Below are 14,042 nucleotides of genomic sequence, written 5' to 3'. Positions count from 1 at the left end.
GACCGGTGCGCGGCGGCCGGACCCGGGGCGGCCCGTCCCGGGTCCGGCCTGTTCCGGGGCGGGGCCGGGCGTGCGGCGCCCCCGGTCACAGCAGGTGGGCCGCCTCGCCCACCACCGGAATCAGCCGGTGCGCCAGGGCCGCCACCGGTCCTCCGGGCCTCTCCTGGGCGAGGAGCCGTCCGACGACCCTCCTCGTCTCCTCGTCGCCCGCCCCCGTCACGGTGAGCAGGGCGACCAGGTGGTCCACCATCCAGTCGCGCAGCTCCGCCGCCGGCGGCCGCCTCCCCCCGCCGAGCCAGATGAGCGAGGCGGCCTCCACGGCGGCGATCCACGTCCGGACCAGCATGTCGAGCCGGAGGCCCGGTCGCTCCACCCCCAGGTGGAGGAGGATCTGCTCGGCGGCGGCCCGCCGCACCTCGTCCACGATCGCGGAGGTCTGCGGGGTCTCCACCACGCTGCCGCCGCGCAGCAGGGCGCTGAACCCGGCGCCGTGCCCCTCCACGAAGAGCAGGTACCGGTCGAGCACCCGGCCGAGCCGCTCCATCGGCGGCCCGGCGAGCGGTTCGGCGAAACAGCGGTTCAGGGCTTCGGCGGAGGAGCGCAGGGCGGCCTCGTACAGCTGCTGCTTCCCGCCGGGGAAGTAGCGGTAGACGAGCGGCCGCGAGACGCCGGCCGCCCCGGCGACGTCGTCCAGGGAGACGTCCTCCGGCGTCCGGTGGGCGAAGAGCCCCAGGGCCGCTTCGATGAGCTGACCGCGCCGCTGCTCGACGCTGAGCCTGCGGTACGCGGGGGTGGCGGGGCTCGTCATGCCCGCAGCGTAACGGCGGATCGTCCGGCGGTGTGCCCCGTGCGCGGGTTCCGGTCGTATCGGACCGAGAACCGCCGCACTCCCTCCCCTTACCCTGGGTAACCGCATGTCGGAACGGGTGTGACACCGGTCGGCAAACACCCGTGCGTGACCTGTTGACGGGCCGTCACCTCCGTGTGAGCCTGCTGGGGACGGACGGAAGCAGGCCGGAAGAAGGAGCCGTCGGTGTCGACGCACGACCTCTATGTGAACGCCCCCGCCGAAGCCGTCCGGGACGTGCCCGCCGCCGGCGCCGCCCGCTTCACCTGGGACTACGACGACGGCCGCGACCGCCTCCTCGCCCTCTACCAGAAGGGCAAGGACAAGCAGTGGGACGGCGCCACCCGCATCGACTGGGACCTGGAGGTCGACCCGTACGACCCGCTCGGCACCCCGGACGAGGTCCTGGACCTCCACGGCACCCGTCACTGGGCGCGGATGACCGAGAAGGACAAGGGCGAACTGCGCCGGCACTACTGCTCCTGGCAGTTCAGCCAGTTCCTCCACGGCGAACAGGGCGCGATGATCTGCGCCGCCCGGATCGTGGAGTCCGCCCCCGACCTCGACGCCAAGTTCTACTCGGCCACCCAGACCATGGACGAGGCCCGGCACGCCGAGATCTACGGCCGCTTCCTCCACGAGAAGATCGGCATGCTCTACCCGATCGACGACAACCTCCAGGGCCTCCTCGACGACACCCTGCGCGACTCCCGCTGGGACATGCCCTACCTCGGCATGCAGGTCCTCATCGAAGGGCTCGCCCTCGCCGCCTTCGGCATGATCCGCGACACCACCGACAAGCCGCTGCCGAAGCAGATCCTCGCGTACGTGATGCAGGACGAGGCCCGGCACGTGGCCTTCGGGCGGATGGCTCTGCGCGATCACTACCGGCAGCTCTCGGACGCCGAACTGCGCGAGCGCGAGGAGTTCGTCATCGAGGGCTGCCACCTCATGCGCGACCGGCTGAAGCCCCTCGACGTCCTGGAGAACTTCGGCGTCCCGCGCCAGGAGGCCCGGGAGCTGACCGAGCGCAGCGAGTTCCTCCGGCTCTTCCGCAAGCTCCTCTTCAGCCGGATCGTCCCCTGCGTCAAGGACATCGGCCTCTGGGGCCCCCGCCTCCAGAAGGCGTACGTGGACATGGGCGTCTTCGACCTCGGCGACTCCAGCCTGGACCTGCTGATGACCCAGGACGAGGAGGCCGCGGAACGCCTCGACGCGGAACGCTTCGCGGCGGAGGAGCGGGCCCGGGCGGCGGAGGTGACGGCCGCGATCGCGGAGGGGGCGGCGGAGTAGGCCCCCCGGCCCCGGACTCCCGGACCCGGTCCTCCGGCCCTGGCCCCTCGGCCCCGGACTCCCGGACCCGGCCCCGGACCCCCGGCCCCGGACCCCCGGCCCCGGCCTCGGGCCCCGGTCTCGAACCCCCGTCCCCCGCCCCTACCCGCCCCGCCGTTCCGCGGCCTCCAGCCGCAGCGCCTCCTCCATCACCGTCCTCGCGATCGGCGCCGCGTTCCCGCCCCCGCTGATGTCCGTACGGGCGGCCTCCGCGTCCTCGACGACCACCGCCACCGCCACCGCCGGCCGCGCGGAGCCGGGGCCCTGCGCCCAGGCGATGAACCAGGCGTACGGGGTGCCGGTGTTGCCGAAGCCGTGCTGCGCGGTGCCCGTCTTGCCGCCGACCCTGGCCCCCGGGATCGCCGCGTTCGTCCCCGTGCCCTCCTCCACCGCCCGCACCATCAGCTCCTGGAGCCGCAGTGCCGTCGAGGGGGTCATCGCCTGCCGGTAGCTGCGGCGGGCGGTCCGTTCCACGGTCGTGCCGCCGGAGGTGGTCGTACGGTCGACCAGGTACGGGCGGGCGATCTCCCCGTCGTTGGCGACCGCCGCCGCCACCATCGCCATCTGGAGCGGCGTCGCCGCCGTGTCGAACTGCCCGATCGACGACAGGGCCAGCTGGTCCGGACTCATCTCCCGGTCGAAGCGGGACTCCGCCACCCACGACGGGACCCGGAGCCCCGTGTCGTTGAAGCCGAACCGCTCCACCGCGTCGACCATCTCCGTCAGGCCCACCTTCACCCCGAGCCCGGCCATCACCGTGTTGCACGACCACCGCACGGCGTACGCGAGGGAGGCGCCGCCGCACCCCTCCGCCTCGTTCGGCAGCACCTGCCGGGTGCCCGGCAGTACGAACGGGTCCGGGATGTCCGTCGGCGCGTCCACGTCCCGCACCACCCCCGCGTCCAGGGCCGCCGCCGCCGTCACGACCTTGAACGCGGAGCCCGGCGGGTACGTCTGCCGCAGCGCCCGGTTCAGCATCGGCCGGCCCCGCGAGGAGTTGAGCCGCTTCCACGCCTCCCCGACCTTCCCTCCCGTCCCGGAGAGCACCCCGGGGTCGTACGAGGGCGAGCTGACGAGCGTCAGGATCCGGCCGCTGGACGGTTCGACCGCCACCACCGCCCCCCGCCTGCCCGCGAGTCCCCGGTACGCCTTCTCCTGCATCGACCCCCGGATCGTGGTGATCACGTCGCCGCCGGGCTGCCGCCCCCGGGTGAGGTCGTTCCAGAGCGGCAGCGGCGCCAGCACCGGGTCCGTCCCCGCGAGGACCGCGTCCTCGGCGTGCTCCAGGAGCGTCGTGCCGTACGTCTGGGAGGCGTAGCCGGTCACCGGCGCGTACAACGGCCCCTGCCGGTAGGTCCGTTCCCAGCGCAGTTGCTGGCCGCTGTCCCGGGAGCCGGTCACCGGCCTCCCGTCCACGACGATCTCGCCGCGCGGCTGCGCGTACCGGCCGATCGCGATCCGCCGGTTGGCCGGGTTGTCGTCCAGCGAACCGGCCTCGACCACCATCACGCGGCCCGCGTTCACGAGCAGCGCCGCCAGGAGGACGAGACAGAGCCCGGCGGCACGCCGGATGTACCGGATCACCGGACCTCCCCGGCCGCCGCCGGGCCCCTCCCCGTCCGCCGGATCACGCGGCCCCCTCCTTCACCGGCGTGAGCGTTGCGGCGCCTGCGGGACCCGGCCGCGGGGCGCGCGCCGAGTCGCTGACCCGGATGAGGAGCGCCACGATCACCCAGTTGGTCACCACCGACGAACCCCCCTGCGCCAGGAACGGCATCGCCATGCCGGTCAACGGGATCAGGCCCGTCACCCCGCCCGCGATCACGAAGACCTGGAGCGCCACGATCGAGGCGAGCCCGGTCGCGAGCAGCCGCCCGAAGGGGTCGCGCAGCCGGAGGCCGGCACGGTAGCCCCGGCCGACGAGCAGCGCGTACAGGATGAAGAGCGCGGTCAGGCCGGCGAACCCCAGCTCCTCGCCGGCCGTGGCCAGGATGAAGTCGGACTTGGCCGCGAAGCCGATGAGCACGGAATGGCCGAGGCCGAGCCCCGTGCCGGACGTCCCCCCGGCGGCGAAGGCGAACAGCGACTGCGCGAGCTGCCCCGGACCCTCGCCCGCCCGGATCGAGGCGAACGGGTCGAGCCAGTCCTGCACCCGGCCGTGGACGTGCGGTTCGAGGGAGCCGACGAGGAAGGCCCCGGCGGAGGCGAGCACCAGGCCGACCGCGACCCAGCCGGTCCGGCCGGTCGCCACGTACAGCATGATCACGAAGAGGCCGAAGAAGAGCAGCGAGGTGCCCAGGTCCCGTTCCAGGACGAGGACGCCGACGCTCAGCAGCCAGATCGCCACGACCGGCCCGAGCACCCGCCACGACGGGAACCGCAGCCTGCGGAAGCGGCGCCCCGGGTGGGCGAGGGCGTCGAGGTTGGCGGCGAGGTACGCGGCGAAGAAGACGGCGAGCAGGATCTTGGCGAACTCTCCCGGCTGGAAGGAGAGCCCGCCGGCCCTGATCCAGATCCTGGCGCCGTTCACGGCGGGGAAGAAGATCGGCAGGGTCATCAGGGCGAGCGCGGCGGCCACGCAGGCGGACGCGTACCCCTGGAGCGTGCGGTGGTCGCGCAGGAGCAGCACGACCACGATGAAGAGGGCCACCCCGAGCGTCGACCAGACGAGCTGCGTCGCCGCCGCCCGGTCGTCCGGCGTCTCCAGGTCGAGGCGGTAGATCAGGACCAGGCCGAGGCCGTTGAGCAGGACCGCGATCGGCAGCAGCAGCGGGTCGGCGTACGGGGCGCGGAAACGGACCGCGAGGTGGGCGACGAGCGCGAGCAGGCCGAGCCCGGCCCCGTAGCGGGCGGCGTCCGGGGGCACGGCGCCGCTGCGGGCGAGGCCGACCGCCGCGTAGCCGTAGACGGAGATGAGGACGGCGCAGACGAGGAGGGAGAGTTCCACGCCGCGACGCTTCGGGACGTCCGCCCCGGGCGGGAGTGCGTCCGTTCGCGGTGCGGTCATGGCCGCAACGTAGCAAGCGGTAAGCGGTATGTCCCTTTTGTGTGACGGTGTGCCGCGTGGGGGTGCGCGCGGACGGCCGTCACCGGGGCGGCGGGGCGGACGGCCGTCACCGGGCTGATGGGCGGTCGTCGTCACCGGGGCAGTCGTCGTCACCGGCGGTCCGGCTTCCGGGACGCGCCGGGTGCCGGGCCCGCCGTGGTCGGGCGGCGGGTCCGTGCCGGGCGGTGGCGCGCGGCGGGTCCGTGCCGGGCGGTGACCGCTCAGTACGCCCCGTGCTCCATCCGCGCCAGGGCGGCCCGGCACAGGGTCAGGAGCTTCTCGTCCCCGTGGATGTCGTGGCTGCCCGAAGCGCCCTCGCGGGCGTTGTGACGGCGCCGCCGCGTCAGCTCGGTGAGGACGGCCAGCTGCGCCTCCGAGGCCGCCGGGCCCATCTCCGCCAGGCACTCCGCTACGTCCACGCGCGCGTGCCGGTTCTCCTCCCAGGCCGCGAGCAGCACCGGCAGGGTCGTCCGCGTCTCGCCGGACACCCGCCACAGGGCCGCCGCGCCCCGGACCCGGACCCACAGGTCGCGCGAGGCCAGACCCGGCCGCAGGGCCGGGGCCGCCGGAGCCGCCGCCGGTCCGATCTCACCGAGGACCCGGGCGGCGGCGCACCAGTCCGCGCCCGGCAGACCCGGCCGCAGCCACCGTTCCAGGACCGGCAGCACCTCCGCCGGGCTCCCCCCAGCCGCCCACAGGGCGCGCGCCGCCGCCGCGGCCACGGCGGCCGACCCGTCGTCCAGGAACTCCCGCAGCTCCGGTACGGCCTCCCGGGCGGCGGGCCCGAAGGCCGCGAGGGTGCGCAGGGCCGCCTCCCGCACCCGGTCGCGCCGGTCCGCGGGCGCCCCGCGCAGCACCCGCAACACCTCCGGGAGCGCCTGCGCGCCCCGCACGGCCGCCAGGGCGTGCAGCAGCGGAACCGCCCGGTCGTACAGCCGCTCGTCGAGCTCGATCCCGGCGAGCCGGCGGCGCAGCGGCGGCGTGAGCATCGTGCCGGAGGGGCCGAGCCCGTCCACGGCGTACAGCAACTCCCGCCGCACCTCGCCCTCCTCCAGGGCGCGGGCGAGCGGCGGCACCGCGCGGGGGTCCCCGGCACGGGCGAGCGCCAGCAGCGCCCCGTCCCACCCGGACCGCCCGTCCTGCCAGGACCGCCCGTCCCACCCGGGGTGCCCGTCCCGTCCGGACCGTCCGTCCCGCCCGTCCCGCCCCGCGCATCCGGGCGGCGGCCCCTGGGCCAGACGGGCCGCGAGCGCGTCGGCGGCGGGCGCGCCCAGTTCGAAGAGCCGCTCCAGGAAGGAGACGGCGGCCTCGCGGAGGCGGGGCTCGGGGTCGTCGAGCTGGGCGCCCACGAGCCGGACGACCTCCTCGTACCGCCCGCGCCAGACCCGTATCAGCCCGCCGCACAGCCGGATCGCGTCCGAGCGCTGCCCCCAGTCGGGGCTGCGCAGCTGGGCCAGGACCAGCGCGATCCGGTCGTCCACGCGGTCGTCGAGCGCGGCGTGCAACGTCCGCAGCAGCTCCTCGGTCCAGGGGGCGGGCCGGCCGGCCGCGTGCTCCTCGAGCAGTTCCCGCACCTGTCCGATGAGCGTCGGGGCGGCGGCCCGGAAGGCGTCCGGACCCGATCCGGGGACCGCCGTGCTCCTGATCTCCTCCAGGAGCCCCGCCACTCGCGGCACGACGTCGTCGGGGATCTCGGCCGGCGCGCAGCGCGCCCGCTGGACGAGGGCCGCGAGCCGGAGCCCCGGGTCCTGGGCGGCGCGGGCGAGCCAGCCGAGCCAGTCGACGGTCTCGGCGCGCAGCGACGCGTGCCGCAGGGCGATCCGTCCCACGGCGGCCACCAGGGCGAGCCGCACCTCGGTGTCCCGCTCGACCGTCAGCCGTTCCCGCAGCAGGGTCAGCACCCGGGCGGGTTCGGGGTGCAGCGAGGCCAGCGCGCACGGCGCGGCGAGCCGCACCTCGGGGTCGGCGTCCGAGACGAGCCCGAGGAAGACGTCGGCCCCGGCGGCGACGGCGGCGGCGGCCATCGCGTAGTTGGCGGCGGGGGTGAGCCCGTCGCCCGCCTCGTCGGGCAGGTCCAGCTCCTCGTCGTCGTCACCGAGTTCGATGCCGCCGATGCTGGTGAGCAGTTCGACGATGCCGCCCCGGTCCTGGACGCCGGGGTCGGCGACGAGTTCGAGGAGGAAGGGGATGCAGGCGAGCGTCGAGTCGTAGACGTCGCCCTGGTGGTGCACGGCGCCGTACATGCCGTCGAGGGCCGACTCCCGTTCGGCGGGATCGGCGGAGGCGAGTCCGCGGAGCAGCTCCGGCACGTCGTCCGCGGGGCCGTACGCGTGCCCCAGCGAGGCCCAGTCGACCTCCTCGATCCCCGTCAGCATTGCCAGGCCGCCTTCCCCGTGAGCGCTGTACCAGGCAGCAAGTGTGCACCACGGGACCGACGGTGAGGCCGTACCTCCGAGACCCGCCGCGCCCACGGCCCCCCTTGCGGTCTGTTTGCGCCATGTACGGTGCGGGGCGGGCCCGTTGCTCTGGGTGCCCGGTCGTACGGGGCTGCCTCCTCCCGCCTCCGGGCACGCCCTCCCCGCCGTCCCGCGCCGCGTCCCGGCCCCCGGCGGGCGGCACCAGGAGCACCCCGGACCGCTCCAGACGTGGCGCGATGTCGTCCATGAGGGGAACCGGCTCCGGGGGCTCGCGCTCCTGTTCCCGCCCGCGCCCGCCGGGGGCCGGAACGACGGCCTCCCCGCCCGTCGCTCCGCCTTCCGCCCGGCCGTGCCGGCGACGGGTGCCGGTCCCGACCGCGGTCGGCCGGGCCGCGCGTCGTCCGCGCGGCGCCGTTCGGTTTCACGGGGCGGGGGCCGACTGCTCCAGGACGACGGAGAGTTCCCCAGGATCACGTCTTTCCGCCGTGGGAGTTCGGGACCCACGGCGCGTCGCTTCCGAAGCGCTTGCGCAAGACGACGCCGGGCATCGCGAACGCCGCTTCCGCCGCGCCGTGGTCGACGGTGTCGCGGGCGGGACGCCGGGGAACCTTCCGGTATCCGCACGCGCGCATGAGGTCGGTGGCCGATTTCCAGCTGTCGGCGGCCACCACCACTTCGTCGACGGCGTCGCAGTCGTTGCTCGCGTCGGCCAGGACCGCGTACGCGATCACCGTGTCCCCGATCGTGGTCCCGGCGCTCATTCCGCCCATGCGCACTCCCCTCGACGGCGGCGCGGAGCCGCGGGACGGCCCCGTCTCCTGCCCTCCCCGCCGGGGGAGGACTCCTGTCGGCCGACCCGGCGGGCGACGGCCCGACCGCGACCCCGGCCGCTCCCACGGTAGTGGACCGTCCTCGCCGGCCGTTCCCGCTCCACGAGGGGCGGGCACGCGGAGCGCCCGGACCCGGCGCGCGGCCCCGGTCGGGCGCCGGGTCCGGCGGGCCGGAGCCTCCGGCGCGGAAAGGGGCCCGGCACGGATCGGGGCGGCCAAGGAACCTTGGCCGCCCCGACGTCCACCGTCCGCTGCTCACGTCGACGCCGTCGTCCTCCGGCGCCGTCGACGTCCGGCGCGCATCAGTCGCGATGCTCCTCGTCCGGTGTTTCCGACAGCGTCCGGGTGACCTGCTCGATCACCCAGTCCTGGCCGCCGTCGGCCAGGCCGTGACGCGTGTAGTCACGGAAGGGGGCGTCGTGGGTGAGGAGCTCGTGCATCGCCTGCGCGGCACTGTTCAGCTCCACGGCACAGTCGCCGGCACCGAGGTCGTCCAGCCCCTGGGTGACGTGCGCGAACCATGCCTCCCGGTCCGTCACGACGAAGTCCCAGCGGCCCGTGACGCTGACGCGCTCGGCACGCGCGGGGACCGGGCCGTCACCGGACCCGTTCTCCTCCATGTCGTCGTCCCCGTCCCCGTCCTCCTCGTCCTCGAACAGGTCGGAGAACGGACTCCCCCAACCCGAGGACTCGAAGGTCTCGTCGGAGTAGCGCGCCGCGGCGGCCCGTACCCGCTCGATGACATCGGCGGCCCTTTCGGGCGCGACGTCCCGTCCGGACATCACCTCGGCGTGTTCGGTCAAGGCGGCCACGAGTTCGTTCAGCGCGGCAGAGATGCTCATGTGCTCGATACCGTTTCCTTCGTTTCCGGTCCTCCGGCCGGTCTCCGGCCCTGTCATGCCGTCACCAGTTGTAGTGGCGGGTGTGCGAGATCTGCCCGCGCCTGTTGAAGTAGTCCACGTGGACGTGGTTGCCGGAGGAGCAGACTCCACGGTATCGGCAGCGGCCGCCCATACGGGCGTCGCGCCGGGCGGCCGCTATCGCCTGCGCCTTCGACTTGAACTTCGTCGGCGTACGCAGGTCCTTCCAGCCCCGCTTCTTGGGAATCCGGCGGGCGCAGTTGTGGACGAGGACGGGCTGCCCGTCGGCCACCACGAAGTAGGTGTGGGAGCCGGCGACGGTCAGGTTGAAGACGGTGCGGACCGCCTGCGAGCGGTGGGCGGCCGTGACCTCGGGCGCGTTCCCGCCGGGGTCCGACAGGCGCGAGCCCGGCGTCAGCCGGACCGCGTCCACCCATCCGCGTCCCTGGACGAAGAAGGGGTGGTTGGCGGTCGCGGTGATCTCCTTCGACCGGCCGTCGCCGTCCGCGTCCACGGACAGCGTGACGAGGTCCTTGGTGCCGCTGCCGACGATCACGTCGGTGACCGGGGAGACCTTCGTCTCGCCGGTGACCTCGTCCACCGCCCGGACCAGGTCCCCGACCTTCACCAGGCTGATCGGCTTGGTGCTGCCGTCGGCCATGACGACTGGCGTCTCGGGCAGGAAGGAGTTGCGGCGGCAGCTCCGGGCGATGGTCCGCGCGGCCCGCAGGGCCCGGTAACCGCGGTAGGCGCGGTAGCCCCAGGCGGCGGCACCGAGACCGGGGATGAATCCGGCCGCGGTGATCGCGATGTCCCACTTGTTGCGCCAGGCCCAGCGCTTGGCCTTCTTGAAGAACTTCTTCCAGCCCCACTTGCCGTCCAGGTCGAAGCAGTTGACCGGGTCGGCCGAGCAGTACTCGTAGGCGTTGGCGTTGCCGCCCTGCTCGGGGTCGGTGGACAGGAAGCGGCCGGTGGCGGGGTTGTACTGGCGCACGCCCATGAGGACGTAGCCGGCCACCGTCTCGCTGGAGCGCTGCTTCCCGCCCAGCCAGCCGTAGCGCACGGCCTGCTGCTCGTCGCGCGGGTTGCCGTACTCGTCGGTGTCCAGGACGATCGGCGCCTCGTCCACGGCGAGCGGGAGCTGGAGCGCCACGTCACCGTGGATGTCGGTGAACTGGAGCACCGTGTCGCCGGTGGCGCTGGTGACCGCGCCGAGGTTCCCGGAGAGGGCGTCCACGTTGCGGGTCAGGGCGCCGGTGGCGGTGTTCTCGACGATCCAGCGCGGATTGTCGTTGTCACCGTCGTAGTGGTTGAGCTTGTTCTCGGTCGGCGACCAGGTGCCGCCGCTGTTGGTCTCCACCGTCCAGCCGCGGAAGCGCAGCGCGGCGTCGAGGGTCCACGTCTGCCGCTTGGTGCCGGTGGTCTGCTGGTGGGCGAGGTCGTTGGCGTAGTAGCCGACGCTCACGCCGCCCGGCAGGGCGGTGGTGCGGCCGAACGCGTCGTAGACGTAGCCCGCGTCGGTGATGCGGTCGGCGCTGTCGAACGTCGAGGTCTTCCCGGTCCCTCCGGTGGTGGGGCAGTCCAGACCGGGCGCCGCGGCGGCCGTGGTCAGGGACGTGCGGTTGGCGTGCTTGTCGAACCCGTAGGTGCGCCGGGTGCAGACCGACTCCACCGTGTCGTCGACCTGGACGAGACGGCCGACGGCGTCGTAGCGGTAGGTCTGGTCCGACCAGCCGGCGTGGCTGGTCGTCTGTCCCTGCGCGGACTCGGTGACCGTGTCGGACATGACCACGGTGCCGTCGCTGTCACGGGTGTAGGTGCGCCTGACCGGGACGCCGGTGGTGTCCTCGGTCTGGGTGAGGGTGTATCCGCCGGGCAGCTTCTCCGTGGCGACCGAGCCGTCCGCGTCGTACGTCGCCTGGAAGACTCCGGCGATCGAGTCCGTCGCCTTCGTGGCCAGGCCGCGCGGTTCGGCGGTGTGGTCGTAGGCGAAGGTGACCGTGGACGGGACGGTGTCGCCGACCTTGACCGGACGGTCCAGCAGGTCGTACTCGGTCGTGGTCCTGCCGCCGTCGGCGTCCGTGTACGAGGCGAGCCGGCCGAGCTTGTCGTAGACCCGCGTGAGGGTGCCGCCGGTGGGCGACGTCGTGCGGATCTCCTGCCCGGTGGCCGGGTCGTACTCGGTGGTGGTCTCCGGGACGGCCTGACCGCTGCCGCCGCCGATCTTCACCGTGACGGTGCGGCCCGCCGCGTCGTACGTGGTGGTCGTGGTCCGCGTGACGCCGTTCGCGGTGTCGGTGCCGACCGTGGCGTTGCCCCACCAGTCGTACTGGGTGGTGGTGGTCGGCAGCTGCGCCGGGTGGGAGCCGCCGCCGGTGACCGCGCCCCCGGGACCGGTGGAGCACACCAGGTCGGCCCACTCCGGGCGGCCGTTGCAGGCACCGGTGCCGGTGGCCGACCAGTAGGTGGTCACCACGGTGCCCGCGTCGGCCCCCGTGCTGCCCGTGTTGTACGTCTTGGTGACGCGGCCCTGGGCGTCGTACTCGGTCGTGGTCGTGATGGCCAGTCCGGCCGGGTCCTGGACGGACTTCGTCGGAAGGCCCCTGACCCAGTCGTACTGGGTCTCGGCCACGCGCTTCTCGGCGTGGACGGTGGGGTGCTCGCGCACCTGGGCGCCGGTGGTGACCCGGGTGACCTGGTCCTTGACCGTGGCGGTTCCGTCGGTGGGACGGCCCGTGTCGTACTCGTTGACGGTCCAGGAGCGGGCCACGACCGAGGTGTCGGCCGCGACCAGGGTGGTCGTGCCCGACTTCAGGTCCGCGGTGAGGTCGACGCGCCGCAGCGGGCCCAGCTCCTCCAGCTCGCGGGTGCCGTCGGCGTTGTGGACGGACTTGGTGGCGAGCAGGTCGGCGCGCTCGGACGGGGCCAGGGCGGCGATGCCCAGCTCCGCCTGCATGGCACGGTCCGCGGCGGTCGTGCCGAGCGCCACGGCCCGGTTGGCCGCCGTCAGCTCACGGACGGCGTTGCCGAAGCGGTCGTACTCGGTGGTGGTGATGTGCCCGCCGGGCGTGGCGGCGTTCACCGCGCGGCCCGAGGCGCCCATGTAGGTGACGTCCGCGCGCTGGTAGGAGGCGGCCGTCAGGGCACCGCCGGCGTTCGACGCCGGGACGGCGTCGGCGGGGAACACGGCGGTCGCGTCGGTCGGCGCGTCCGTCTGACCCCACGCCTTCACGTCGGCGGCGCCCATCTTGTACGGGGCGGCGGTGCCGGTCAGCGGCACGTCGTAGACGACGCTGGTGGCGGCCGTCCCCTCGACCACGTCGAGGGTGCCCTGTCGCAGCGCGGGCCGCGACGCCTTGAGCAGCATGCCGTCACCGGCCGCGCTGCTGGAACCCGCCCTGCCGTAGGTGAACGTCCACGGCAGCTGGCCGGCCGGGGTGACCTGGGTGACGCGGCCCGCGGAGTCGTAGGCGTACTGCGTCTTCAGCGCGGGGCTGATCAGCGGGTTCCACGTCTCGATGAGCCGTCCCGCGTCGTCGTACCGGTAGGTCTGCACGGCCTTGGAGGTCGCCGCGGCGGCACCGGGCTCGGTCGACCACAGGCGGATCTCCTTCACCTGTCCGGTGAAGTCGCCGAGCGCCGAGGCGGTCGCGGTGGTGGCCGTCGCGTACACGAACTCCAGCGCGCGGCAGCCCTTGGTGGCGGGCGTGGCCGTGCAGGTCGAGGCGGACGCGGCCGACGTCGGCGCGATGACCCGCTTGGGGCGGGCCAGCGTCTTGCCGGCGACGTTCACGGTCTCGGAGACGACGGTCGTCGTGGTCTGCGCCATGCCGTTCAGCAGCGCGCTGGAGACCTGCCAGGTCGTCGCGGCCGGGTCCGGCCTGGTGAACTCGGTGACCGTGCCCTCGGTGTCGGAGAGGGTGAAGGAACCGCTCACGCTGCCCGTGAGCGTCAGCTCCTCCGAGCCGGGCTCCGGTATCCAGCCGTTCCTCGCCGCGTTCGCGGTGAAGGAGGTCTCCTCGCCCTCCAGGTCCACCACGGCCACGGCCGTGTCCGAGATCCTCCGCAGGTGCGAGTAGTCGGAGTCGGTGGCCTCGGCGGCGGTGCCGGACACCCACTCCTCGCCGAAGATGGCCGCCTGACCGGTCTGCTGCGCCCCGGCGTCCGGCTTGCGGGAGGACGCGGTGCGGGACACCGACAGGTCGAAGTGCGTGGTGTCGGTGGCGGACAGGCTGTAGTCACCGGTGAGCAGGTTCAGCGAACCCGGGCCGATCTCGTCCGTGGCGGCGCCGGAGGCGCTGCGGTCGACGACGACGGAGAGGGGCTGGGTGCTGCCGGTGGCGGAGTTGGGGCCGGTGAAGTCGGCCTTGATCTGAACCGTGCCGTCGGGGTCGACGGTGTCGGTGGCGTTCCACACCAGCGGCGCGTTCCTGCCGCCGGTCATCGGGACGGGCCAGGCGGTCAGCGCGGTGCCGCCGGAGGTGACCTGTCCGGCCGGGATCTGCTGCCAGGGGTCGGCCTCGGAGCGGCGCCAGGAGAAGGACACCTGGTCGTACCTGGCGCCGTCGGCCTCGGCGACGAGGGGCAGACGGCGCGCGGTGCGCTCGCCCTCGCTGGGCTGGACGAAGCCGCCGGGGCCGGCGTGGAAGGTGTAGGAGACCGGCTCGGACTTGTTGTCGGCCTTGTCGACCTGCCGGACCTGGAGGGTGT

General features: G+C 74.0%; 8 protein-coding genes. 1 reads left to right on the top strand and 7 read right to left on the bottom strand.

Annotated features, from left to right (window positions below):
- Positions 1–85 precede the first annotated feature (85 nt).
- Complete coding sequence (locus ACFYZY_RS25040) at positions 86–808, bottom strand: TetR/AcrR family transcriptional regulator (protein ID WP_388698101.1); 723 nt, start codon at positions 806–808, stop codon at positions 86–88.
- Between the two features lie 225 nt (positions 809–1,033).
- On the opposite strand from ACFYZY_RS25040, the gene ACFYZY_RS25035 reads away from it, so the two are divergent.
- Complete coding sequence (locus ACFYZY_RS25035) at positions 1,034–2,140, top strand: diiron oxygenase (protein ID WP_388698098.1); 1,107 nt, start codon at positions 1,034–1,036, stop codon at positions 2,138–2,140.
- A gap of 141 nt (positions 2,141–2,281) precedes the next feature.
- On the opposite strand, the gene ACFYZY_RS25030 is transcribed toward ACFYZY_RS25035, so the two are convergent.
- From ACFYZY_RS25030 to ACFYZY_RS25005, 6 genes are all read right to left on the bottom strand, one after another.
- Positions 2,282–3,763, bottom strand: a complete 1,482-nt coding sequence (locus ACFYZY_RS25030; protein ID WP_388698095.1) for a penicillin-binding transpeptidase domain-containing protein — start codon at positions 3,761–3,763, stop codon at positions 2,282–2,284.
- 43 nt (positions 3,764–3,806) lie between these two features.
- The gene (locus ACFYZY_RS25025) at positions 3,807–5,186 is read right to left on the bottom strand and encodes an FtsW/RodA/SpoVE family cell cycle protein (protein ID WP_388698092.1); all 1,380 of its coding nucleotides are present in this window, start codon (positions 5,184–5,186) and stop codon (positions 3,807–3,809) included.
- 260 nt (positions 5,187–5,446) lie between these two features.
- Complete coding sequence (locus ACFYZY_RS25020) at positions 5,447–7,600, bottom strand: HEAT repeat domain-containing protein (protein WP_388698089.1); 2,154 nt, start codon at positions 7,598–7,600, stop codon at positions 5,447–5,449.
- A gap of 512 nt (positions 7,601–8,112) precedes the next feature.
- Complete coding sequence (locus ACFYZY_RS25015; protein ID WP_388698087.1) at positions 8,113–8,412, bottom strand: hypothetical protein; 300 nt, start codon at positions 8,410–8,412, stop codon at positions 8,113–8,115.
- A 362-nt stretch (positions 8,413–8,774) separates the two neighbouring features.
- The gene (locus tag ACFYZY_RS25010) at positions 8,775–9,314 is read right to left on the bottom strand and encodes a hypothetical protein (protein WP_388698084.1); all 540 of its coding nucleotides are present in this window, start codon (positions 9,312–9,314) and stop codon (positions 8,775–8,777) included.
- A 61-nt stretch (positions 9,315–9,375) separates the two neighbouring features.
- The coding region (locus ACFYZY_RS25005) for a polymorphic toxin-type HINT domain-containing protein (RefSeq protein ID WP_388698081.1) at positions 9,376–14,042 on the bottom strand (4,667 nt) is incomplete at its 5' end.

Origin of the sequence: Streptomyces sp. NPDC001744 (genome assembly GCF_042892575.1) — a bacterium.
Classification (GTDB): domain Bacteria; phylum Actinomycetota; class Actinomycetes; order Streptomycetales; family Streptomycetaceae; genus Streptomyces.
Note: the sequence above shows the minus strand (reverse complement) of the source record. Positions and strands in the feature narration are given on the sequence as shown.